The 25,449-nt window shown below is 69.6% G+C and carries 14 protein-coding genes; 5 read left to right on the forward strand and 9 right to left on the reverse strand.

From position 1 onward, the window contains the following. Positions 1-24: 24 nt before the first annotated feature. Positions 25-1,425: a wax ester/triacylglycerol synthase family O-acyltransferase gene (locus OYT95_RS15860; protein ID WP_268791918.1), complete on the reverse strand. Its 1,401-nt coding sequence runs from the start codon at positions 1,423-1,425 to the stop codon at positions 25-27. Positions 1,426-1,886: 461 nt separating this feature from the next. Between OYT95_RS15860 and OYT95_RS15865 the strand changes: the two genes are divergently transcribed. After that, positions 1,887-2,783, forward strand: a complete 897-nt coding sequence (locus OYT95_RS15865; RefSeq protein WP_268791919.1) for a glycosyltransferase — start codon at positions 1,887-1,889, stop codon at positions 2,781-2,783. 63 nt (positions 2,784-2,846) lie between these two features. Here the strand turns inward: OYT95_RS15865 and OYT95_RS15870 are convergent, their stop codons facing one another. Together OYT95_RS15870 and OYT95_RS15875 are read right to left on the reverse strand one after the other, a co-directional pair. After that, positions 2,847-3,281, reverse strand: a complete 435-nt coding sequence (locus OYT95_RS15870) for an SRPBCC family protein (protein WP_268791920.1) — start codon at positions 3,279-3,281, stop codon at positions 2,847-2,849. Between the two features lie 9 nt (positions 3,282-3,290). Then, positions 3,291-3,590 carry a DUF4193 domain-containing protein gene (locus OYT95_RS15875; protein WP_005248611.1) on the reverse strand — a complete coding sequence of 100 codons (300 nt, stop codon included), beginning with the start codon at positions 3,588-3,590 and terminating at the stop codon, positions 3,291-3,293. A gap of 458 nt (positions 3,591-4,048) precedes the next feature. On the opposite strand from OYT95_RS15875, the gene OYT95_RS15880 reads away from it, so the two are divergent. After that, on the forward strand, positions 4,049-5,065 hold the full coding sequence (locus tag OYT95_RS15880) for an iron-siderophore ABC transporter substrate-binding protein (protein WP_328286548.1): 1,017 nt from the start codon (positions 4,049-4,051) through the stop codon (positions 5,063-5,065). Positions 5,066-5,073: 8 nt separating this feature from the next. Here the strand turns inward: OYT95_RS15880 and OYT95_RS15885 are convergent, their stop codons facing one another. Beyond that, positions 5,074-7,458, reverse strand: coding sequence for a glutamate--cysteine ligase (locus OYT95_RS15885; RefSeq protein WP_037229198.1), 2,385 nt, complete (start codon positions 7,456-7,458; stop codon positions 5,074-5,076). 9 nt (positions 7,459-7,467) lie between these two features. Continuing rightward, positions 7,468-7,659: a hypothetical protein gene (locus OYT95_RS15890; protein WP_268791922.1), complete on the reverse strand. Its 192-nt coding sequence runs from the start codon at positions 7,657-7,659 to the stop codon at positions 7,468-7,470. 114 nt (positions 7,660-7,773) lie between these two features. On the opposite strand from OYT95_RS15890, the gene OYT95_RS15895 reads away from it, so the two are divergent. Further along, positions 7,774-8,784, forward strand: a complete 1,011-nt coding sequence (locus tag OYT95_RS15895; protein WP_128640224.1) for an LLM class flavin-dependent oxidoreductase — start codon at positions 7,774-7,776, stop codon at positions 8,782-8,784. A gap of 19 nt (positions 8,785-8,803) precedes the next feature. On the opposite strand, the gene ggt is transcribed toward OYT95_RS15895, so the two are convergent. From ggt to OYT95_RS15910, 3 genes are all read right to left on the reverse strand, one after another. After that, complete coding sequence (gene ggt, locus OYT95_RS15900; RefSeq protein WP_268791923.1) at positions 8,804-10,774, reverse strand: gamma-glutamyltransferase; 1,971 nt, start codon at positions 10,772-10,774, stop codon at positions 8,804-8,806. Positions 10,775-10,811: 37 nt separating this feature from the next. After that, positions 10,812-12,377, reverse strand: coding sequence for an FUSC family protein (locus OYT95_RS15905; protein WP_268791924.1), 1,566 nt, complete (start codon positions 12,375-12,377; stop codon positions 10,812-10,814). Between the two features lie 125 nt (positions 12,378-12,502). Beyond that, positions 12,503-12,940 (reverse strand): DoxX family membrane protein, encoded by a 438-nt coding sequence (locus OYT95_RS15910; RefSeq protein WP_037229214.1) that lies wholly within the window; start codon positions 12,938-12,940, stop codon positions 12,503-12,505. An 85-nt stretch (positions 12,941-13,025) separates the two neighbouring features. Between OYT95_RS15910 and OYT95_RS15915 the strand changes: the two genes are divergently transcribed. Then, entirely contained in the window at positions 13,026-13,703 is a 678-nt protein-coding gene (locus OYT95_RS15915) for a helix-turn-helix transcriptional regulator (protein ID WP_268791925.1), read from the forward strand. A gap of 32 nt (positions 13,704-13,735) precedes the next feature. Here OYT95_RS15915 and OYT95_RS15920 read toward each other — a convergent pair whose 3' ends face one another. Further along, a complete protein-coding gene (locus OYT95_RS15920; protein WP_268791926.1) occupies positions 13,736-14,524 on the reverse strand; it encodes a putative protein N(5)-glutamine methyltransferase in 789 nt (262 codons plus the stop codon). Between the two features lie 349 nt (positions 14,525-14,873). On the opposite strand from OYT95_RS15920, the gene OYT95_RS15925 reads away from it, so the two are divergent. Next, positions 14,874-25,445, forward strand: a complete 10,572-nt coding sequence (locus OYT95_RS15925; protein ID WP_268791927.1) for a type I polyketide synthase — start codon at positions 14,874-14,876, stop codon at positions 25,443-25,445. The last annotated feature ends 4 nt before the right edge of the window (positions 25,446-25,449 follow it).

Here is a 25,449-nt window from a genome sequence, read left to right on the forward strand (position 1 = left end):
CGGGGCGCCGCAAGCGCGCACCGGTCACACGGTCGAAGTCGACGCCCCCACCGCCGCCGCCAGGGAGTCGAACTGTGCGTGGATCAGCGCCACGTAGCGCTCGGGGTCGTCCATCATGTTCGGATTCGTGAGAACCGAGATGGTCAGTGTGTTGCCGAGCGAATGGATCGCATGTGTCAGACCCTGCCGGTCCGTCAGCGCCGCGGCACCGTACGTCGACACAGCCTTCGCGTCCCGCAGCCACAGATCTACGCCACCGCGTGCGACATTGGTCGTCACGACGTTGAAGTATGGAACCGACGAGGAAGAGGACGGCAACCGTGATGCGATCCAGTTGATCGCCCGCACGACGAAACCTGGAGTCACGTCGACCAGCGACTCGGAACGCAAGACCTCGGCGCGCTGTTTGCGGTCCCGCTCCGCCGCTGCGGAGGTGTGGATCGCGCGGAGCCGCTCGAGAGGGTCGGCGATGTCGGTGTGGAGATCGACCTGCAGGACCGTGAGCTGGTTCGCCGACTCCAAGTGTCCGAGCGACCGAATCGACATAGGGACTTTCGCTCCCAGCGACTCTTCGGGTTCTTCGCCGACTTCCCGCAGGTAGTCGCGGAGCGCGCCGGCCACCAGCGTCAGGGCCACGTCATTGACCGTAACGTCCCCGGCGGCGGCCCGGATCGCCCGGACGTCGTCCAGCAGGAACGACGCGGCGTCGAACGTCCGCGCCGGGCCCACGCTCCCGTTGAAACGTGTCGCTGGCCGCATCCGCGGCGGGACCCGCACCTCTCCGCTGTCGACCGCGGCCTTGACTTCCTTGCCCGCGGCCGAGACGTCCCGGAGGCCTTGCACGAACGCACGCAACTGCCGGGAAACGGTCGGGAGCGCCTGCATGACCGATCGCGGACCGACGGGCGTCTGCGGCCCCGTCACCGGCTGTCGGTCCATCTGAGCGGAGAAGAGTCGCCGGGTCATGTCCAGGGTGACCGCGCCATCACCCACAGAGTGGTGGAATTTCAGCAGCACCGCCGCCGCATCCGCGACACCGTCGATATCTGTCAACCTCGTGACGACCCGCATCTCCCAGGGCGGGCGCTGCAGATTCAACCCACTACCGACGAACTCCGAGGCGATGCGGCGGAACTCGCCCCACCCTCCGCCGCGCGCATCGACGACCTCGAGGTGGTTGTCGATGTCGAACTCGTGGTCCGCCACCCAGCTCGGGTGGTCGAGGTCGAGGGGTACACGCCGCAGCCGGCGAGTGAACACGTCGACCGCCTGCACGCGCTCGGCAACGAACGCCCTGACCTCGTCCGGCGTCATCACGCCTCGCGGGTCGGTCGATGTGTCGAAGACGTACATCGCGATGCTGAGCGACGGGGTGTTCGCCTGCTCGAGGTACACCCATGCGGCGTCGCGTGGTTCCAGCTTCACTTCTTCGGACTCCTTCTACGTTGACGACGATCGATCGACTCGGGGCTGCGTTCCCGTCGAGCGGTAGCACGTGAGCCACCGACAGTGCGAGCCCACCGTGAAGACGTTCGCCACTCCGCCGATTGAAAAGTGATTGAAGAATCGATCAGTATCGGCGGTAGCCTACCGATTGCCCAGGTTCGCGAGCCGACGGGGCCACACGGGCGGACAACCATGCGAACAACACGGAACATATTCGTAAAATACTCGTGGGTAATATTATTCAATTTGCGAGCGCTCGCCCGCACACGGCACAGTGGCGATCAGACCACCTCCGCGAGCTGGTTGCCGCCTCCGCCTCGCGCACCGACGGTCAAATCCGCCCGGCCCTTGCCCTCCGCACTGAAACAAACCGACAAGTATGTCAAGATTCTCAGGGAATTCACAGATTCCCTACTCCTTCCACCAAAGGATCGTGCGCGATGACGCAGCCCCCGACGCCAGGGCAGCAGCCAACCCCCCAGCCGACTGCGCCGATGCTGACCGTGGTCATACCGGCCTACAACGAAGAGACGACCATCGGTCGAGCGCTCGACGCACTCCTCGCGGAGGGCGACCAGATCGACGAGATCATCGTCGTCGACAACAACTGCACCGACGACACCGTCGCTGTAGCCCAGGCACACGAAGCCGCGGGCAGACTTCGCATCATTACCGAGGAACGGCCCGGCCTGATCCCCGCCCGCAACGCAGGTATCGCGGCAGCGAAGACACCGATCGTCGCGCGCATCGACGCCGACACCATCGTGCAGCCGGGTTGGGCGCACTCGATCTGCGAATTCTTCGCTACCGCCGACCCGGAGTTCGGGGCCGCACTCGGCCCGTTCGAGCAGTACGACATGCCCCTGCAGGGTGTCCAGCGATTCATGGTGCGCGTGGCATCCGACACGAAGAAGGACGCCGGGGTTCAGGAAGCTCGCGGCGTGTACGGGGCGAACATGGCGGTGCGCAAGAGCGCATGGGAAACCATCCTCCCCTCACTGCACGAGGGCCGGGGCATCTGGGAAGACTCCGACATTTCGCTCTCACTCCATGATGGGGGAATCAAGATCGCAATGCTGCCCGGCATGAAGGTGCAAGTGTCAGGTCGGCGGATGCTGTCTTCTCGCAAGTCGTACTTCGAGTACACGGCATCGCTCCCCCGCACGCTGCGCGCCCACGGGCTGACGAAGCGGGCGCGCGTCTCGTGGCTCGGTGTGTGGCTGGTCCGGACGATGTACTTCGCCGTCTGGATACCCGCCCGAAGTTTCGACCCGGTCACCCGCAAACACGATGTGCGGCGCATCTTTTCGGACCACGAGGACCGGATCATTCCCTGATCGGTACCGAATGAAGCGCCCTCACTCGTCGAGAGTGAGGGCGCTTGTCGATGCGTGATCCGCTTACCTCGCTTCGAGGACCTCGGTCATCTGTTTGACGGTCTTGGCCGCGAGCACCTCGAATGCGAGGCGGGCGACGGGGTCGGCGAATCGCGCCAGGCCGGTGAATTCGAGATGGGCGCGGTAGGTGATCGACGTCGAGGTGTCGTCCACCTTTTCGAACGCCAGATCGTCCGACGTGGCTGCGGAGTCGTTGCGACCCTCGAAGACGACGTGATCGGGCTCGTCGCGGGTCATGCGGTAGGTCAGTTCGGTTTTGCGCCCGAAGAACGACGACACGTTGCGCCATTGCGTGCCCACCGCCACCGGACCGGGGGTGGTCTGCTCGCACGTGTCGGTCCCGGGATCCCAGGCCGTGGTGTTCGCGAAGTCGCGCAGGTACGCGACGACTTTCTCGAGCGGTGCGGCGACGGTGAACGTTCTACTGACCTCGGCCACTCGGGCCTCCTATGCGCAGTCGCGGCAAATCAGCTGTCCGCCCTCTTCGGACGCGAGACGCGACCGATGATGGACCAGGAAGCAACTGCTGCAAGTGAATTCGTCGGCCCTCTTCGGAACGACGCGGACCGTGAGTTCCTCACCGGACAGGTCGGCGCCGGGCAGTTCGAAGGACTCCGCCGTGTCGGTCTCCTCGACGTCGACGACGGACGACTGCGAGTCGTTCCTCCGTGTCTTCAATTCTTCGAGCGAGTCCGCGGCGAGTTCGTCGTCGACGGTAACCCGTGGTGCGTCGTAGTCGGTTGCCATGACTTCCTCCCTTTGGCTCATGTTCCCCGTGTCGTGAAATTCCACACTTGCGGGGCACGGTTGCTAGACAACGCACCGATCCCGCGTTTTGTTCCCGGGCCGCCACAACTCGCCCCGTGGTTGCGGGATGCCCGTTCCGGGTACCACTCAATCAGCCGATCGGAAGGTGGTCAGTTGATGACGAGTGCCCACGACGAGCTCGGCAATCCCGTGCCTGCCCCGGAGCCGGTGCCGCCGGATCCGAGCCCTCCTCCTGTGCCGCCGACGCCGACACCGCCTCACCCGTTTCCGCCCGAGCCGGGCCCGGAACCTGCACCTCCCGAGCCCGGACCGCAACCGGGGCCGCCGGAACCTCCGGGACCTCCGCAGCCTCCGATTCCGGATCCGACTCCCCCGTTTCCGCCGCAGATGCACGGCCGGGACCACTCCCTGTAGGTTAGCCTCACCTACAGGGAGGTATGTGGATGCGAACGCTCGACCGCCGCAAGTTCCTGACCGTGAGCGCCGGGGTCGGCCTGGCCGTCGTCGCCGCAGCGTGTTCCTCGGGAACCGCAGCGGACACCGAAGGCACCACCCGGACGGTGACGCACAAGAAGGGAACGACCGAAGTCCCGGACAACCCCCAGCGCATCGTCACCGTCGGCTACTCCGACCAGGACACGCTCCTCGCGTTCGGACGCCGGCCGGTCGGCGTCACCGACTGGTACGGCGACTATCCGGACGCCACGTGGCCCTGGGCCCAGGACGCGCTCGGCGGGACGCACCCCGAGGTCTTCAACCGCGGACAGTTCACCGGTGAGGCCAATTTCGCGTACGAGGCCATCGCGAAACTCGACCCCGACCTGATCCTCGCGCTGTACATCGACGTCGACGACGACGCATATCAACGGCTCTCGGCGATCGCCCCCACCGTCACGACGTCGCCGGACTACCCCGATTTCGGCATGCCGTGGCAGGACGCCGTCCGGATCGTCGGCACCACCCTCGGCGAGGACGAGAAGGCGAACCAACTCGTCGCCGGTGTGGACGACCTGGTGGCGCAGCAACGCGCCGCCCACCCCGAATTCGAGGGCAAGACGGTCGCGGTCGCCGAACTGGGCGACGCCGGATCGTTCTACGTCCGGTCCCCGAACGACCCGCGATCACGCCTGATGACGTCGCTCGGGTTCGTCGTCCCGGAGCAGATCGCGCAACTTGCAGGCGATCAGGACGCGTTCACCATCAGCAAGGAACAGTTCGACATCGTCGACGTCGACGTCCTCGTCTGGAACGTGGGCAGCAGTCCCGGCGCCGAAGCGACGATCACCGCCGACCCCGTCTATCAGTCGCTACCGGTGGCGAAGGCGGGGCGGGCCGTATTCGTCGACGACCCCACCGTCTCCGGCGCGCTCACCTGGGGCACCGTCCTCAGCCTCCCGTACGCCGTCGAGGCCCTCGTGCCGAAACTGGCGGATGCCGCCGCCAAACCGGCCTGACGCCGCGCTCACCCGGACTGGTCTTCGAGCCGGGTGAGCGCCACCAGCGTTCGGACCCCGTGAATCATGGCGCGTTCGTCGAGGTTGAAACCCGGCTGGTGAAGCTCCTGCCGGGAGCCGGTCCCGTCCCACACTCCGAGTCTGGCCATCGCGCCCGGAACCTTCTCCAGGTACCACGCGAAATCCTCGCCGCCGCTGGACTGATGTGCCTCAGCCAGGTGGTCGAAGCCGACGACCGATTCGATCGCCTCTCGTAGGTCGGCGGTGCAGTCGGGATCGTTGACGACGGGCGGGACACCCTGCAGATAGGAGAGCTCGTACCGCACGTTGTACGGCGCGAGCAGGTGACCGATCGTGTCCGTGACCAGCGGTTCGAGCGACGCCCACGTCTCATGGGACGCGCTGCGCAGGGTGCCCACCAGTTCACCCGACTCGGGAACGGAGTTCGCGACCTGCCCGGCGGCGACCTTCCCCCAGGTGAGGACGGTCGCGGTGCGGGCGTCGATCCGGCGGTCGAGCACGGACGACAGACCGGTCACCAGGACGGCCGCGGCGTGGATCAGATCGCCGGTCAGATGGGGTCGGGCGGTATGTCCCCCCGCCGACCACAACCGCACCGTGACGGAGTCGTTGGACGACGTGATCGGCCCGGTCCGGGTGGCCAGTTTGCCGACCTCGAGATTCGGGTCGCAGTGCAGTGCAAAGATTTTCGACACCCCGTCGAGTGCGCCCGCGGCGATCGTGTCGACCGAGCCGCCGGGGGTCGTCTCCTCCCCGGGCTGGAAGACGAGGCGGACCCGGGACGGCGGCGGGTATTTCGTCAGGACGGATGCCGCCCCCATCAACATGGTGGTGTGGGCGTCGTGACCGCACGCGTGTGACACTCCGGGCACCCTCGACTCGAACGGGAGACCGGTCGTCTCGGCGATCGGCAGCGCGTCGAGGTCGGCGCGCAGCGCAATGCACTCGCCCGTGTCGGGACCGACGTCGCACCACAGGCCGGTTCCGCCGGGCAACAGGACGGGTGCGAGCCCCAGACCGACGAGGTGGGCGCGCACGACGCCGGTGGTCCTGCGTTCCTCGAACGACAGTTCCGGGTGCGCGTGCAGATCCCGGCGCCACTCGATCAGCTTCTTCTCGTCGAGCTCCGTCGACTCCGTCCACGTCATGTCGGCGGTGTCGCCGCGGTCCCAGAACCGCGCGCTCCAATATCGCCGGCTTCGGCCGGCACCGGTCGACCTCGGGCCGAGCTCGCGCGGCGCGGGTGGCGCCTCCACTTCGGGAAGGTGCTCGGAGCGGCCCGCCGTCTCCGCGAGCAGCAGATCCACCACGTCGGTGAGCCGGCCACGGCGACCGAGCGCCCGACGTTGCCGGGCGGCGGAGCTGCCGTGGGCGGTGGCCTCGGCGGACAGCTCCACCACGGTGTCCCAGTCCCCGGTCTCCTCGAGCTGAGGCCGCAGCGAATTCACGAAGTCGCCGACGAGGTCCGCCGCAGGACGTGCCTGCGGAACCGTCACGTCGACGAGGTCCTCCTCCAACCCCGACCGCGCCGCCCGCCACAGTGCCGCCCTGGTCAGGGTCGGAACGACCTCGACGCCCTTCGTCCCGGCGCGCAGTCCCTGCACCTCGCGTTCCACGAGCGCACGGAACAGGGCGGTGACGAGCATGACCGTGTCCAGTCGCGGGCAGCTGTCGCACACCCGCAACTCCAGGGTCGGAAGTTTCACCGACGGCCGGACGTCGAAGTACGCCATACCGGGGTCACTGATCACCCCGCTGGCGACCAGGTCGTCGATCAGCGTGCCGTATTCGGCGGCCGAGGAGACGGGCGCGGCCGGACCGGTGCTCGGCCAGCGCAACCACAGCAGCGTCCGCGCGCTGGCATAGCCGGTGTCCGCACCGTCGGACCGGAACGGGGAACTCGCGCTGAGCGCCAGGAGGACGGGCATGTGCGGAGCGACGCGGTGCGCGACCTGCACGGCCTCGTCGCGGTCGGGCAGGTCGACGTGAACCTGTGTGCCGCAGATCAGCTGCTCGCGGGCGAGCACCTGATAGTCCGCGAGCATGCGCCGGTAGCGCTGCGTTCCCGTCACGTGCATCTCGGCGGGCAGCGCCAGCGGCATCGAGCCCGCGGCCGCCACGCCGATGCCGAGCCCCTCGGCCGCGTCGATCAGCACTCTCCGATGCCGCTCCAGGTCGTTCCGCAGGCCGTCGAGGTCTGCGTACACACCACTGTTGACCTCGACGACGCACTGCTGGAGTTCGTCGACGAACACCCCGTCGGGAAGTCGTGCCAGCAACTCCGGCGCGCGGGTGGTCAGGCGCCGGGTCTTGCGATCGATGAGGTGGAATTCCTCCTCGACGCCCACTTTCCGTGGGTCGGTGGCGAGCACGATGTGCCTCTATTTCTCTGTGGCACCCTCGGTGTCGTCGAAGAACGCCCAGGTGCCGTCCTCGTCGACTTCCATCCGCCATCCGAGTTCGGAATTGTCCGCGCGAACGTCGACGAACCATGCGTGCGCGTCGTCGGCGCTCGAGATCTCCTTCGTTTCCACCACGCTGCCCTGGGGATCGATCACTCGGTATTTCGCCATGGTCGACGGGTTCCCCGCCCACCCGGGTCTGAATCATCGGACGGAATATCCCGTCCGCCCGGGCAGTTACACCATCTAATTGATGATTCAACTATCACGATCGAGGGGCACGGCATGGAACTCGGATTGACGACGTTCGCGGAGGTCGGTTCCGGCGGAACCGGGGCGGTGTCGCCACGACAGCGACTGAAGGATCTGCTCGAAGAGGTCGTCCTGGCCGAGCAGGTCGGCCTCGACGTGTACGGCGTCGGTGAGCACCATCGGGCCGACTTCGCCGCGTCGGCGCCCGCGGTCGTGCTGTCGGCCGCCGCCGCCCGGACGTCCCGCATCGCATTGACCAGCGCGGTCACCGTCCTGAGCTCCGATGACCCGGTGCGGGTGTTCGAGGAATTCGCCACCCTCGACCTGATCTCCGACGGTCGCGCCGAGGTGATGGCCGGTCGCGGCTCGTTCACCGAATCGTTCCCGCTCTTCGGTTACGACCTGGCCGACTACGACGAACTGTTCGTCGAGAAACTCGGTCTGCTGCTCGCCCTCCGCGACTCGGAGACCGTGAACTGGTCGGGACGGTACCGGCCGGCGCTGATGGACCAGTCCGTCTACCCACGGCCCGAACGTCCCCTCCCCATCTGGGTGGGGGTCGGCGGCAACCCCGAGTCGGTGGCCCGCGCCGGACTGCTCGGCCTGCCGATGGCGCTCGCGATCATCGGCGGACAACCCGCACGCTTCGCACCGCTGGCCGACCTGCACCGCCGTGCCGTGACCGAGGGCGGGCACGCACCGCAGCCCATCGCCGTCCACGCGCACGGTTACGTCGCGGACACCGAGGACCGGGCGGTGTCGGAGTTCTACCCGTCGTACGCCGCGGCCATGACCGGCCTCGGACGCGAACGCGGATGGGCACCGATGAACCCGCAGGCATTCGACGGTCTACGCGGGCCCGGCGGTTCGCTCGTGCTCGGCAACCCCGAACAGGTGGCCGAGAAGATCGTCGGCATGCGCGACACCCTGGGCATCGAACGGTTCATGCTGCACCCCAGCGTCGGGCCGCTGCCCCACGACAAGGTGATGCGCGCAATCGAACTGCTCGGCACCAAGGTGGCCCCGCTCGTCGAGCAGGCATGATCCCTGCGGTGGCGGTGCGCTAACCCGTACCGTCACCCATCACCGCGCCCTCCCGTCGTGGGTCCGCGCCGCCGACCCACCCCGAGTCCTGGCGCTGCAGCGCGCTGAGCCCACTGGACTGCGGCGCGACCGACACCTGGTGTCCCATCGCCCGCAACTGCACGATCAACGGGTCGTCGGCGCCGTCGTTGGCCGCATTGATGTTCGGATGCTCCCCGCCGACGCCGGTGACCGGGGTGTTGGCGGCCCCGAAGTCGACCGACGACACCGCCTGCTGCGGGTTCAGTCCCCAATCCAGCATTCCCACGAGCGTTTTCACGACGAACTGGATGATCACCGAACCGCCCGGCGACCCCGTCACGTACTGGACGTCCCCGAGCGACCCGTCGCTGCCACGGTCGAAGACGAGCGTCGGCGCCATCGAACTGCGAGGCCGCTTACCCGGTTCGACACGGTTGGCGAGCGGCGTCCCGTCCGGCCCGACGGGCTGGGCCGAGAAGTCGGTGAGCTGATTGTTGAGAACGAAGCCGTCCGTCATGTGAAACGAGCCGAACGCCGATTCCACCGTCGTCGTCATCGACGCGACGTTGCCGTACTGGTCGGCGATCGAGATGTGGCTGGTGCCGTGTTCCTTGTCCTGCGGCTGCACACCCAGCGGGACCGGCCCGAAGTTTCCGGGTTGCGCGGTGCCCATGCTCTTGCCGGGGTCGATGAGGTCGGCCCGCTGCTTCAGGTAGTCCTCGTTCAGCAGCGTGTCGAGGGAATTGCCCGGCAACGGAACGAAATCCGAGTCCGCGACGTACTTGTCCCGGTCGGCGTACGCCAGCCGCTCCGCCTCGGAGATGAGATGCACGGCCTCCGCCGTCGGCTTGCCGCCGTTGTCGTCGAGGTTCGTGGGCCCGTACCCCGACAGGTCGAAGTTCTCCAGGATGCCGAGCGTCGCCGCGACAGCCGTGCCGCCGGACGACGGGTTGGGCATGCCACAGATCTCGTGATCCCGGTACGGCGTGCACAGCGCCGTCCGCTTCTTCGCCTGGTAGTTCGCGAGGTCGTCGAGAGTCATCTGTCCGGGGGTGCGCCCACCCGACGCCGTCGCCGTCGCATCGACGATGCCCTGGGCGATGGCCCCGGTGTAGAAGGCGTCGGCGCCGCCCGCCGCGATCGCACCGAGTGTCTTGGCCATGGCCGGGTTCGTCAGCTTGGTGCCCGCCGACTTGGGGCTGCCGTCCGGATTCAGGAAGTACGCCTTCGACGGTTCGTCGAGCGCCAGATCGGGTGCGGACTCGGCGATCTGCCCGGCCATCCGAGGGCTGATCTCGAGTCCCTGGTCTGCGAGCGAGATGGCCGGGTCGAACAGTTCCCGCCACTCGTCCCGGCCGTGTTCGCGGTGCGCAAGCTCGAGCATCCGCACCACCCCGGGAACGCCGATGGACCGCCCGCTCGCCCGGGCGTCGGGCTTGGGCTCGGTGCGGTCGGTATCGCTGATCCAGCGCAAGTAGTTCTCCGTCGCCGCGATCGGCGCGACCTCGCGTCCGTCGTAGGCCTCGACGCTCTTCTGCCCGGCGTCGTAGTAGAGCAGGAACGCCCCGCCCCCGATGCCGGAGGACTGCGGTTCGACGAGACCGAGAACGGTCTGGGCCACGATCAGCGCGTCGGCGGCGGTGCCCCCGTCCCGCAACACCTCGCACGCCGCCTTCGTCGACACCGGATTAGCCGTGGACACCGCGTACGACGCGGTGTCCACGGGCACCATCCCGGAGCGGTACACGGTGGCGATCTCGGGGTTGGTCGCAAGGTTCTGGGTGGTCGGCGCCGGGCCGGGAGGCGGTGGCGCCTTGGCGATCGGGGTGCCGTTGGGAACGTCCGCACACGTGGCCGCCGGATCGCTCTGCGGTTCCTCGTCCGACGCGCACGCGGCCAGCATGCCGACGCAGAGTGCTGCGGCCAACGAGGCCCGAATTGCTGTTCCGATTCCCGTCACAGGACCCATCACCGAACCCTAACAGCGGGGATCCGGTGCCGACCGGCTAAAGACGAGGTCCGAAGTGCCGGGTGAGGATTCGGTAGCCGAGCTCGTGAAGATGGTGGTGCTCGGGCCACCGGTCGCGGGTCCACGCCGGGTCGGTGTGGGCGGCGGTGATCGCGGCGGTGGTGGAACTGTGCAGATCGAACTCGAGATCCCGGCAGAGTTCCGCGACGGCAGCCGGATCCCGCGCATCGCCGAGCCGCCCGATCGTCCCGGCCACCTGGTCGTCCGCGTCGCGCAGGATCCGCCGGTACGAACCCGGAAGCACGGTCCACAGCACGAGCAGCGCCACCGCCACACCGAGGACGGTCTCGAGAAGCCGGTCCCGGGTGACCGCGACGAGGTCGACGTGTGTCCCCAGGCCGCCGAGGACGAGGGCGAGCGGGGTGATGAACACCATCGCCAGGCCGTAGTTGCGGACGAGGAAGGCCTCCGTCCCCGCCATCAGGAGCGCCACGACCAGTACCAGCGCGCCCGCCGACAGGTCGAGCGTCGCCAGCCCGGCGAGCAGAACGAGTCCGAGCACCGTTCCGAAGAACCGGTGCAGTCCGCGGTACGTCCCCAGCACGCGGTCCGGTCCCTGGTGCAGGATCATCGCCGCGGTGATCACGGCCCAGTCCGGCCTGGCGACGCCGAGGGCCAGCGCCAGCAGACCCGCGGCGGGGCACGCGACCAGCAGTCGCGCGACGATCGTCCAGGACCGGCCTCGGAGATGAGCCGCCCGGCCGAGCCGGTAGCGGATCGACGGCCTCGGCAGCGGGACCTGCGGCCGCAGGTCGTCGACGTCGGTGGCGTGGTCCGCATCGTGACCGTCGACGGTCGCCACGCACCGCAGGTGAGCCGCGCGCAACGTCCGGGTGAGCGGGTGATCACGCCCGACGAGGGCGGCGTCGTGGAGACACTGCCACGCGGCGTGCAGCGACCGCACCGCGTCGCGACGGGAATTCCGTGCGGGGGTGTCGGAGAGTGCGGCCTCGACTGCGGCGACCGCGGTCGCGACTGCGGCACGCTCGGGGGTGCGTGGGCGCGCGAGCAGCCCCGACATCGACACGAGCAGGGCCGACACCGCCCCGGCCGCCGACCAGGCGGTCACCTCCGCCACGGAGACACCGAGGGCGGGCAGCGCGGACGAGATCTCCACCGTGAGCAGCGGGAGGAAGGCGCCCGGCGCCCCCAGCCGCAACCCGTCCACGACGAACGCGCAGACCGCCACGACGACCGTCATCGCGACGACGAGCGCCATCCCCCACAGCGCGGAACCGCCCGCCGCGGTCGCGTCGTGCACGAGCGCGCCGACCGCGGCACCGACTCCGGCCAGGAGCACCATCACGGCGGCGGCGATCGTCACCACCCGCCACCGCACCCGGTACGCCCTGCCCTCGCCGTAGACGACGGCGAAGGCTCCCAGCGTCGCTGTCGCGGCGACCGCCGAGTGTCCGAGCGCGACGCCCGCCAGCGCGGGCAGACACACGGCCACCCCGGCGCGGACCACGCCCGGCCAGCGCCGACCCTGCTTGGGCACCCCCAGAAGCAACGACCGTGCCGGGGCCGGCGCAGGGATCGGCACACCGTGATCCCGCGACCCGGTTCCCTGGTCCTGCGCTCCTACCGACACGACCACACAGACTACGAGCGGTCGAGTCACTCGAAACAGTCGATGAGGTGCATCTCACGTGGGGTGCGCGGTCCCGATCAGGTGTGGGGACGGTGGAGCGGACGCCCGTACTCCGCGGCGAGCAGGCCGAGAGCGACGGCGCCGGCGAGCAACCCGAAGTCGCGCAGTGCGACGTCGTAGTACCCGGACAGCGTGACCAGGTTGACGATGATTCCGGCCAGCCAGGCCGCGACGACCCAGGCACCGATCCGCGGCGCCACGGCGACGAGGATTCCTGCGATCACTTCGATCACGCCGACGGCGTACATGCCCTGCTGCGCGGTTCCCGGCAGGATGCCGTCGATCCACGGCGCGAGGTAGTCCGGCCAGTCGGTGAGCCAGTTCGTGAACTTGTCGAGCCCGAACAGGATGGGCGCCACGGTGAAGACCGTGCGCAGCACGAGGAAGGCCTGATAGCCGGGGTCGGCCAGGGTGTGCGAACCGTGGCTGACCTCGTGGGGTGTGTTGGTAGCCATGACGACTCCTTCTAAAAACTATGTATCTTGACTATAGAATCCTCCGCACAATTAAGTCAACGATTCTCGGTTTTACAATGGGTCCATGGACGACACCCCCCGCTCGGACGTCTCGGCCGTCTCCTCCCTCGACGAACCGGTGCGCAGGCGGGTGTACGACCACGTGCGCGCGCAGGCGTCGCCGGTCAGCCGAGACGACGTCGCCGAGGCACTGGGACTCGCGCGCTCGACGTCCGCGTTCCATCTCGAGAAGTTGGCCGACGAGGGGCTGCTGGCGGTCGAGTTCGCGCGGCGCGGCGGGCGCTCGGGTCCGGGCGCGGGGCGGCCCGCCAAGCTCTACCGACGGTCCGACCGTGAGTTCTCGGTACACCTGCCCGAGCGTGCGTACGCGCTCGCCGGAGAGTTGTTCGCCCGGGCGATCGAAGACGCGGACGCCACCGGCGCATCACCGCGGGCGGCCCTCTCCGCGCGTGCCCGCGACTTCGGGCGCGGCCTCGGCGCCGACACGGGCTGCACCGACGACGACCTGGTCGCGGCGCTCGCGAAGTGCGGTTACGAACCCCGCCGCAGCGACGACACCATCGTCCTGGTCAACTGCCCGTTCCACGCGCTCGCCCGGCAGCACACCGACATGGTCTGCGGAATGAACCTCGCGCTGCTGTCCGGACTGCTCGACGGCGCGGGATGCGAGGACCGCCGCGCCACACTGGCCCCCGCCGAGGGGTACTGCTGCGTGCGGATCGAGGGCCCCCTCCCCATGTGAGTGGCAAAGAGTGCCCGGGCACGCTTCGGCACTCACCTGGGGTTGGCGCCGACGACGACGGTGGCGTCCATATCGTCCGACGTCTCGATCCGGGTGAGCAACCCGGCGTCCGCGAAAGCCTCCGCGGTGAACGGGGCCTGACTCGCACTGGTCTCGATCAGGAGATGACCGCCCGGCGCGAGCCAGTCACGCGCCCCGAGGGTCACCCGCCGCTGGATGTCGAGTCCGTCCGCGCCGCCGTCGAGCGAGACCCGCGGCTCGTGGAAGCGGGCCTCCGGCGGCATCAAACGGATCGCGTCGGTGGGCACGTACGGGGCGTTGGCCACCAGGATGTCGATGCCTCCCCGCAGCGTGGTGGGCAACGGCTCGTACAGGTCGCCCTCGAACACCCGGCCGGGGTCCGCGACGTTTCGTCGCGCGCACCGGACCGCGGCGGGGTCGATGTCCACTGCGTACAACTCGATGCCGTCGCCCGTCTCGGCGAGCGCGGCCCCCACCGCACCCGAGCCGCAGCACAGGTCGACCACGACAGCGTGCGGGCACGCGAGGGCGGCCGCCTGCTCGACGAGGAACGCGGTGCGACGACGCGGCACGAACACCCGCGGGTCGACCGCGATCCGGAGCCCGCAGAACTCGGCCCAGCCCAGGACGTGTTCGAGGGGGACGCCTGCGGCGCGGCGGTCCAGCATCGACGCGAGCTCGTCGGACGTCCGGGCCGCGGAGACGATCAAGCGGGCCTCGTCCTCGGCGAACACACAGCCGGCGGCGCGAAGCCTCGTGACGAGAACGAATTCGAGGGACGGTGAGAGAGACACTGACATGGGAGAGCCTTCCGGAATGCCGATGGGCGCTCTCCCGGTCACCTTATGTCGGTACGACCGCGCGGTCGCGGAGTGAGAGCACCCGAACTGAACGAACGGACACGGGTCTCACCTCCTCGATACGGATCCTGCTCGGGGTGTCAACACTACCTCGACCAGCGGCAGGCGGGCAGCCGAATAACCGGAAGTGGTGTGGACCGGAGCAGCGGCGGGTACCCCAAGTGACCTGCCCGAATTGACCAGGCAGATCGATCGAAGGTGATGCTCGGACCACTGCCTCCGCAGGGTGGTGGCGGATACAATCGAGGTTTCCGCGCTACTGATGGCGGATCTCGGATAGGACCCCGATATGGCCGATCAGGCGAAGCTCCTCGACTATCTGAAGCGAGTCACCGCGGAGCTCTACCAGGCGCGGGAAAAGCTGCGCGAGGTCGAGGGTGTGAGCCGCGAACCGATCGCCGTCATCGGCATGGGCTGCCGGTTCCCCGGCGGGGTGCGATCGCCGCAGGACCTGTGGCGCTTGGTGGAGTCCGGGTCCGACACCGTCGCCGGGTTCCCGGAGGACCGGGGCTGGGGCCTGGCGGATCTCTACGATCCGAAGGCCGAGCAGGCCGGCAAGACGTACACGGTGCAGGGCAGCTTCCTCGACGATCCGGCGGGTTTCGACCCCGAGGTCTTCGGCATCTCGCCGCGCGAGGCGCTGGCGATGGATCCCCAGCAGCGACTCCTCCTCGAGACGAGCTGGGAGACGTTCGAACATGCCGGCATCGATCCGCGGTCGGTGCACGGCCGCCAGGTCGGAGTCTTCACTGGGCTGTCCGGCATCGACTACGCGGCGCGGGCGGGCGGCATGCCACCGGAAGACCTCGAGGGGTACTTCATCACCGGCAACGCCATGAGCGTCGCGTCCGGCCGCGTGGCCTACAGCTTCGGCCTGAACGGACCCGCGATCACGGTGGACACCGCGTGCTCGTCGTCGCTGGTGTCCATTCACCTCGCCATGCAGGCGCTGCGCAGCGGCGAGTGCGAACTGGCGCTGGCGGGCGGGGCGACGGTCATGGCGACCCCCGCGGTGTTCGTGGAGTTCAGCCGCCAGCGCGGACTGGCCCGGGACGGCCGGTGCAAGGCATTCTCCGCCGCTGCGGACGGCACGGCGTGGGGCGAAGGCGCCGGGATGGTCGCGTTGGAACGGCTGTCCGACGCAGAGCGCAAGGGTCGCCGGATACTGGCTGTCATCCGTGGCAGCGCGGTGAACCAGGACGGCGCCAGCAACGGCCTGACCGCCCCGAACAGGCAGGCTCAGGAGCGGGTGATCGCGCAGGCGCTGGCCAATGCGGGACTCGGCCCGGGCGACGTCGACGTGGTCGAGGCGCACGGCACCGGCACGAAGCTGGGCGATCCGATCGAGGCGTCCGCCCTGCTGGCCGGCTACGGCCGCGACCGCCCGGCCGACCGGCCCCTGTGGCTCGGCTCGGTGAAGTCGAATCTCGGGCACACCCAGGCCGCCGCGGGCGTCGCCGGGGTGATCAAGATGATCATGGCGATGCGGTACGGCGTCCTGCCGAAGACCTTGCACGTCGACCGGCCGACCCCGCACGTCGACTGGTCCGCGGGTGCAGTGTCCCTGCTCACCGAGAACCGGGAGTGGCCGGAGTCCGATCGGCCCCGGCGGGCGGCGGTCTCGTCGTTCGGCATCAGCGGCACCAACGCACACGTCGTCCTGGAGGAGGCCCCACCGGTCGAGCCACAGGCGGGTGAATCAGCTTCTCCCCCGGACGAAGTCGTGGCCTGGTTCGTGTCGGGCCACACCGAGCTCGCGCTGCGCGCCCAGGCCGAGCGGCTACACGAGTTCGTCACCGAGCACCCCGACCTCACGCCCGCCGCGGTGGCAGGCGCACTGCTGGGGTCCCGTGCCACGTTCGACCACCGCGCCGCCGTGATCGGCGCACGGCCTCAGAGTCTGCTGAACGGCCTCGACGCGCTCAGCAGAGGTGCGCCCAGCGCCGACGTCGTGACCGGCGTGGCGTTGGAAGCCGGCGACCGGCCGGTGTTCGTCTTCCCCGGACAGGGTTCGCAGTGGGTGGGCATGGCCACCGAGCTTCTGGACACGTCGCCGGTATTCGCCGAGACCGTGCGGGAGTGCGCCGACGCGCTGGCTCCGTATACGAACTTCTCGCTGCTGGACGTGCTGCGCGACCGCGATCCCGCGTCGCTGGACCGGGTCGACGTGGTGCAGCCGGCCTTGTTCGCGATGATGGTCGGTCTCGCGGAATTGTGGCGGTCCCACGGTGTCGAACCGGCGGCCGTCGTCGGGCATTCGCAGGGCGAGATCGCGGCCGCCTATGTCGCGGGCGCGCTGAGCCTTTCGGACGCGGCCCTCGTCGTGGCGGCACGCAGCAGGGTGATCGGCGCGTCGGCCAAGCGGGGCGGCGGGATGGCCTCGGTGGCACTGCCGCCGGACATCGTGCGGGAGAAGATTCAGCCCTGGGCCGGTGCCGTCGAGGTCGCGGCGATCAACGGGCCGTCCGCGACGGTGATCTCCGGACCCGTCGACGCCCTCGACATCCTGGTCGGGCAGTTGCAGGGCGACGGTGTCCAGGCCAGGCGGATCGCGGTGGAATACGCGTCGCATTGCGCGGACGTCTCCGTCCTGCGTGATCCTATTCTCGACGTCCTCGCGTCGATCACTCCCCGCCGGTCGCGAATTCCGTTCTACTCGTCGGTGACCGGTGGCGTGCTGGACGGCACCGCGCTGGACGCGGACTACTGGTACCGGAACCTGCGACGGACGGTCCGGTTCGAGCAGGCGACGAAATCACTGGCCGCGGACGGGTATCGACTGTTCGTCGAGTCGTGCAGCCACCCGGTCCTCACCGTGCCGTTGCAGGAAACCCTCGACGCGGCGGGCGTCGCCGGCCGAGCGATCGGCACCATCCGACGCGACCGCGCGGGCCTGCGCCAGTTCACCGCCGCACTCGCCGAGGCGCAGGTGTACGGACTGCACGTCGAGTGGGATCGGGTGAGCTGGGCTCGCCACGACGATCGGCAGCAGTGGGTGGACCTTCCCACGTACGCCTTCCAGCACCGCCGCTACTGGCTGGAAAGCCCCGTTCCGCAGGGCGATTTCGCGTCGACGGGCATGGAAACCGGTGGACACCCGATGCTCGCCGCGTCGGTCGAGCTCGGCGACGGCCGGGGCGCGGTGTTCACGGGTCTGCTGTCGCCACAACGCCTTCCATGGCTGAGCGACCACGGTGTCAGCGGCACCGTCATTCTGCCGGGCACGGCTTTCGTGGAGCTCGCCCTGCACGCGGGGAACCGTGTGGGGTGCGGCCGACTGGAGGAACTCGCCATCGAGGCACCCCTGGTGATTCCCGCCGAGGGTGAGGTGGCGTTGCAGGTGAGCGTGCTCGCCGACGGTGAGGCGGGCCGATCGACGGTGTCGGTGCACTCCCGGCCCGCGGATGCCACGCAGGACACTCCGTGGACCCGGCACGCCACCGGCACGCTCACGGCAGCAGTGGACACCGCCGACTCCCCCGAACAGCACTGGCCGCCAGCTGATTCCACGCCGATCGATGTCCGGGGTCTGTACGACGTGCTCGACGAGGCCGGCTACGAGTACGGCCCGGCCTTCCGGGGTCTCCGGGCGGCGTGGCGTCGCGGCGACGACCTGTACGGCGAGGTGCGGCTGAGCGGCGAAGACCCGGCTGCGGCGGTCGCGGGGTACGGGATCCACCCGGCGGTGCTCGACGCGGCGCTGCACGTGATTGCGCTCGGAGCCGTGGACGCCGGTGTCCGGCTGCCGTTCGCCTGGGACAAGGTGCAACTGCACGCGGTGGGCGCCACCGCGTTGCGCGTGCACGTCACCACGACCGGCCCCGAGCGCTACCGGGTCTCCGCGTACGACGCGGCGGGCAGACCGGTGCTGACCGCCGAATCGCTGGCGCTGCGGCCGCTCGGGGACGCGGGTGTGCCTGCCGCCGGGGTCCGAGACAGCCTCTACCGCGTGGAGTGGATGCCGGTGGGCGCGTCCAGCACTTCTCCGGCAAACCTGATGCCGCTCGAGGAGGCGCTTGCCGGCGGTGATCCGGAAGGTCGCGTGCTGTGGCTCGACCGCGAACCGGGCGACGAGCCGGACATGCCGGCGCGCGCGCACGCCGCCGCGGAGGCGACGTTGCGGGCGGTCCAGGCCTGGCTCCGCGAAGATCGCCTGGCCGAGACCCGCTTGCTGGTCACGACGAGGCTCGCGGTGGCGGTCCGCGACGACGAACCGGTCGACGACGTGTCTGCCGCCCCCGCGTGGGGACTGATCGGCGCGGTGCAGAACGAGCACCCGGACCGCATCACGCTGGTGGACCTGGACGTGGACACCGCTGACCCTTCGTTGATCTCCATGGCCCTGGCCTGCAACGAACCTCAGCTGGCCATCCGGGACGGTGTACTGCTGGCGCCCATGCTCGCCGCGGTGACCCCCGCGGCGGCGCCCGAACCGGGACCCGCACTCTTCGGCGCGGACGGCACGGTCCTGATCACCGGCGGCACGGGAACCATCGGCAGACTGATCGCCCGCCACCTCGTCGCGCGGCACGGAGTGCGCCGGCTGATGCTGACCGGCCGGCACCCGCTCGATGCCGAGGGTGCGGCCGAACTGCGTGCCGAGTTCGCCGAGTCGGGGGCGGAGGTGAGCGCTGTCGCCTGCGACGTCGCCGACCGCGCCGCGGTGGCCGCTCTCCTCGCCGGCATTCCAGACCTGTCCGGCGTGATCCATGCCGCCGGGGTGCTCGAGGACGCCACCGCCGCCTCGTTGACCGCGGAGCAGTTGCACGCCGTCCTTCGTCCCAAGGTGGAGGGTGCCTGGCATCTGCACGAACTCACCCGGGACCGCGACTTGTCCGCGTTCGTGCTGTTCTCCTCGGCGGCGGGTGTGCTCGGCGGCGCCGGCCAGGCGAACTATGCGGCGGCGAATGTCTTCCTCGACGCACTCGCGGAGCACCGGCGCGCCCGCGGGCTGCCGGCGACGTCCATGGCCTGGGGGCTGTGGGACCGGCCCAGCGGGATGACGTCCCATCTGAATGCGGCCGATCTCGACCGGTTGCAGCGCAGCGGCATCGACACCATCAGCCCGGAGTCGGGTCTGGCCCTGTTCGATGCTGCTCTCGCCGTGAACCGTCCGTTGATCGTGCCGATACGGCTCTCGACGCGGGCCTCCCGATCCGAGGGTGAGTCGTTGCCGCCGATCCTGCGCCGGGTGCTCGGTGTCCGTCGTCGCCGCGCCGCTGCCGCCGATTCCCCGACCGGTCTGGCCGAGGAGTTGCGGGCGTTGGACCCCGGTGAGCGGCACAGCCGAGTGCTGGACATCGTCACCACCCACGTGGCGGCGGTGCTGGGTCACGAGGGAAAGGAGGCGATCGATCCGGAACGTGCGTTCAAACAACTCGGTTTCGACTCGCTGACCGCCGTGCAACTGCGCAATCAGCTGGCGACCGCCACCGGTGTGCGACTGGCCGCGACGGTGGTGTTCGACCATCCCACCGCGGACGCGTTGACCCAGGAGCTGGTGGCGCGCCTGCTCGGGGACGATGCGGTCCCGCAGCCGGCCGGTCCGGCACGTGCCCGCAGGGACGACGACCCGATCGTGATCGTGGGAATGGCCTGCAGATACCCGGGCAGGGTGTACTGCCCGGAGGACCTGTGGCGGCTCGTCCGCGACGGCCGCAACGCCGTGGGGGCGTACCCCCACAACCGGGGTTGGAATCTCGACGAGGTGTACGACCCCGACCCGAACCGGGCCGGCACCACGTACATGAAGGAGGGCGGGTTCCTCTACGACGCAGACGAATTCGACGCCGCGTTCTTCGGCATCAGCCCGCGCGAGGCGATCGCGATGGACCCGCAGCACCGGCTGCTCCTCGAGAGCGCGTGGGAAGCCTTGGAGCAGGCGGGAATCCGGCCGACCGCTCCCGGTCTCACCGACACCGGCGTATACGTCGGGCTGATGGGTGGCGACTACGGATTCCATCTGATGACTCAGCGCAACGTCGACGCCGAGGGCTATCTGATGACCGGGACGAGCAACAGCGTGGCCTCCGGCCGCATCTCCTACTCCCTCGGCTTCACCGGTCCCGCCGTCACTGTGGACACGGCCTGCTCGTCGTCGCTGGTGGCCATGCATCTTGCGGCGCGGGCGCTCCGCGACGGGGAATGCGCGCTGGCACTGGCCGGTGGGGCGACGGTGATGGCCACACCCGGTGTGCTGATCGAGTTCAGCCGCCAGCGCGGGCTCGCCTCGGACGGACGCTGCAAGCCGTTCTCCGACCGGGCCGACGGCACCGGGCTCAGCGAGGGCGCGGGAATGGTGGTGCTGGAGCGGCTCAGCGACGCCCGGCGCAACGGCCACCGGGTGCTGGCGATCATCCGCGGATCGGCAGTCAACCAGGACGGGGCCTCCAACGGATTGACCGCCCCGAACGGGCCGTCCCAGGAGCGGGTGATCCGTCAAGCGCTCGCCGATGCCGCGCTCGGCCCCACAGACATCGACGCCGTGGAGGCACACGGCACCGGCACGACGCTCGGCGACCCGATCGAGGCGCAGGCACTGCTGGCCGCGTACGGGCAGGGTCGGGAGGGCCGGCCGCTCTGGCTCGGTTCCGTCAAGTCGAACATCGGCCATTCCCAGGCGGCGGCGGGCGTCGCCGGCGTGATCAAGATGGTGATGGCGATGCGGCACGGGATGCTGCCGCCGAGCCTGCACGGCGACGTTCCCACCCGGCACGTCGACTGGACCGCGGGCGAGGTCTCGCTGCTCGCCGAATCGGTTGCCTGGCCGGAGACCGGGCGGCCCCGCCGGGCGGCCGTCTCGTCGTTCGGTATCAGCGGCACCAACTCGCACATGATCCTCGAACAACCGCCCGAGGACGCGGTGCCGGAGGTCTCGCCGTCGGCGTCGCCGCTGGTCTGGGTGATCTCCGGAAAGACCGCGGATGCGCTGCGGGCGCAGGCCACCCGGTTGGCGGAGTTTCTCGACACGGACGAGTCCGAACTCCCGGATCCGGCCGACCTGGCGTACTCGCTGGCCACCACCCGATCCGGTTTCACCCACCGCGCGGCGGTGATCGGAGAAACAGTGGCCGACCTGCGCGACGGCCTCGCCCGCATCGTCACGGGGCAGCTCGGCGGCAACGTCGTCACCGGCACGAGCGCCCGCGGCAAGACGGCCTTCATGTTCACCGGCCAGGGTGCGCAACGCATCGGAATGGGCCGCGGCCTCTACGCGGCCTACCCGGTGTTCGCGAGGGCACTGGACGAGGTCTGTTCCGCACTCGACGAGCACGTGGAAACCCCGGTACGGCAAGTCATCTGGGATGATTCCGACGGCGGCGGCGCGAAGCTGGACAGCACCGAATACACCCAGCCGGCACTGTTCGCGATCGAGGTAGCGCTCTACCGACTGCTGCGGGACTGGGGCATCACCCCCGACTACCTAATCGGCCATTCGATCGGCGAGATCTCCGCGGCGCACGTCGCCGGGGTGTTCAGCCTGCCCGATGCCGCCGCTTTGGTGGGTGATCGTGGGCGGTTGATGCAGTCGACCAAGCCGGGTCTGATGATCGCGGTACGGGCACGCGAGGAGGACATCCTGCCGCGGATCGACGGCCGCGTCGATCTCGCGGCCGTCAACGGCGCCGAATCCGTCGTCCTCGCGGGCGGCGACCGCGACGTGCACGCCGTCGCATCCGAACTGTCCGCCGCCGGACTGAAGACCACGAGCCTACGGGTCGAGCGGGCCTTCCATTCGGCCCTGATGGACCCCATCCTCGACCAGTTCGCCGCCGTGGTGTCGAGGCTGACGGCGCAGCCGCCGAGGATTCCCGTCGTCTCCAACGTCACCGGGCGCGTCGCCACCGCCGACGAACTCATGTCCCCGGAGTACTGGACCCGGCACATCCGGCACGCGGTGCGTTTCCACGACGGCGTCTGCGCCCTCGACGAACTCGGCGTCACCCGCCTCGTCGAAGTCGGTCCGGGTGCGGCTCTGGCGGCACTGGCCGCCGAGGTCGTGCCGAACACGATCGCCACGCTGCCCGGACGCGGAGACGAAGCACACGGGATCATCGAGGCGGTCGCCGCCGCGTACGTGCAGGGCGCAACGATCGACTGGGATCGGGTACTGCCGGGTCGCCGCCGGGTCGCCCTGCCCACCTACGCATTCCAGCGCCGCTCCTACTGGCCGACCGCGTCCACCCGGCATACCGGCGATCCGACCGAGCTGGGTCTGACCCCGGTCGATCATCCGCTGCTCGGCGCCGCGGTGACGCTCGACGACGACGCGACCCTGTTCACCGGACAGCTGTCCCTGCACCGGGATCCGTGGCTCGTCCCACCGACGATCGACGACGGCGACCAGCCGCCGACCGGCGACGCGAAAACCCTGTTGCCTGCGGTGCCGGTGGAACTCGCCTTGCACGCGGCCCACCACGTCGGCCTCGACCACATCGACGAACTCACCCTGCACCACCCGCTCGTCCTCCCGCCGTCGGGCCTGGCCACGATTCGCGTGCTGGTGTCGCCACCCGGCACCGACGGCGCCCGCACCGTCACGATCTCGTCGAAGTCGGGCGACACCGACGGTCCGGACAGCTGGGTTCGGAACGCTTCGGCGACGATCGACGACATCGCCGGCCCTGCCGCCGGTGTGCCGCAGCACGACCCGGGCGACACCGAGACCGAGGTGCGCCTCGACGAAGGCACCGACACGAGCGGATACGGTATTCACCCGGAACTGCTGCAGGCGGCCATCGAACCCCTCCTCGGGTGGGACGGCTGGCCGCTGACCTGGTCGGGGATCCGTCTGTACACCGTCGGCGCGGAGGCGGTGACCGCCCGGTTCACTGCCGGCGAGGACGGACGGTATCGCATCGCCGCCGTCGACCCCGCGGGTGAGCCGGTACTGACCGTCGATGCGCTGCGGGTGGCGCCGAGGGCGGCCGACGCAGGTCGATCGGCTGCTCTGCGGCTACACCGGGCCGCCTGGATCCCGGTGGAGGTGGCCTCGTCCGAACGACCCCTCGGCCCGGCGGTCGTCCTCGGCGCCGAAGGATTCGGCGACCCGGGTGTCGGTTCGACGTTCCCGGACTATCCCGACCTGGAGACGTTGCGGACCGCGATGGAGTCCAGGCCGGACGACGACGACCTGCGTCCGTGGACGGTGCTGGTCGGGTGCGCGACCGAGGGCGACCACGGTCCGGACGCGACCCACGACCTGTGCGCTCGGGTACTGCGACTGCTCCAGGACTGGCTCGACGACGACGCTGTCGCCGACACCCCGCTCGTGATCGTGACCCGCAACGCCATGGTGACCGGCGACGGGCAGGACCACGACGTCCGTCCCGACCTCGCCGCCGCGGCGGTGTGGGGACTCGTCGGCTCCGCACAGAACGAGAACCCGGACCGGTTCGTGCTGATCGACCTCGACGACGAATCGGACGCCGAAGCCGCGGTCACATCGGCGTTGGCGAGCGGGGAACCGCAACTGGCGGTCCGGAACGGCACCTTGCGCGCACCTCGCTTGCGGCGCATGCCCGCCGTCGACGAACCGACACCGTTCGACCCCGACGGCACCGTTCTCGTCACCGGCGGCACCGGCACGGTGGGATCTCTCGTCGCCCGGCACCTCGTGACCGAGCACGGGGCACGGCACGTGCTGCTGACCAGCAGGCGCGGACCCGACGCCGAGGGCAGCGACCAACTGTCCAGCGAATTGAGCGGTCTGGGTGCCGAGGTGAGCATCGTTGCCTGCGACACCTCGGACGAGTCGGCGGTCGCCGCGTTGCTGGCCGGGATACCGCCCGAACACCCACTCACGGCGGTGATCCACGCGGCCGGCGTGATCGACGACGGCACCCTGGCGTCGCTCACCCCCGAACGGCTCGACGCGGTCCTGCGGCCGAAGGTCGACGCGGCCTGGAACCTGCACCGGCTGACTGCGAACGGCGACGTGCGGGTGTTCGTCATGTTCTCGTCGCTCGCCGGCGTCCTCGGGGCCCCCGGGCAGGCGAACTACGCGGCCGCGAACATGTTCCTCGACGCCCTCGCCCATCACCGCCACGCCCTCGGGCTGCCCGGGCTCTCGATCGAGTGGGGCATGTGGGCGACACCGAGCGCCATGACCGACAACCTCGGCGCGATCGACCTCGCCCGAGCCCGCCTCAGCGGAATGGTTCCGATGCCCGCGGCCGACGGCCTGACCCTCTTCGACAGCGCCTTGGCTGCCGGTGCCCCCACGGTCGCGGCCGCACGGTTCGACCACTCCGGTTCGGCCGCACCCTACGTTCCCGCCCCGCTGCGCGGCCTGATCCGGGAATCACGCCCGCACGCCGTGGGGTCGGACGCGGTCGTCACCGGCCCGAGCGGGTCCGGACCGTCGGATTGGGCGCAGCGCCTCACCGACAGGTCGATCCCCGAACAGCGGCACCTGATGCTCGATCTGGTGCGGGGCGGAGCAGCCACGGTGCTCGGCTACGACGCGTCGGACTCGGTGGACCCCGACCAGGCGTTCAAGGAACTCGGTTTCGATTCGCTGGCCGCCGTGGCGCTCCGTAATCATCTCGGTGCCGCCACGGGGCTGCGGTTGCCGCCGACCATGGTGTTCGACCACCCGAGCCCGCGTGCCGTCGCCGAGTTCCTGCGCTCGGAACTCGTCCCGGATCCGATGTCCGTCGCCCTCGCCGACGTCGACCGGCTTCGGGCGACCATCGCCGAACTCGGCGAGGACAGCGAGGCGCGGTCGGCCATCGCGCAGCGCCTCGGAAGCCTGTTGGCCGAGGTCGGCACGTCCGACGACGCGCATGCGGCCGCGGTCGACAAGATTCACGCCGCGACGAGTGAGGAGATCCTCGACCTCATCGATCGCGGTCTCTGACCCG

The sequence above is a fragment of the Rhodococcus sp. JS3073 genome (assembly GCF_026810085.1).
Lineage (GTDB): Bacteria > Actinomycetota > Actinomycetes > Mycobacteriales > Mycobacteriaceae > Rhodococcus_F > Rhodococcus_F wratislaviensis.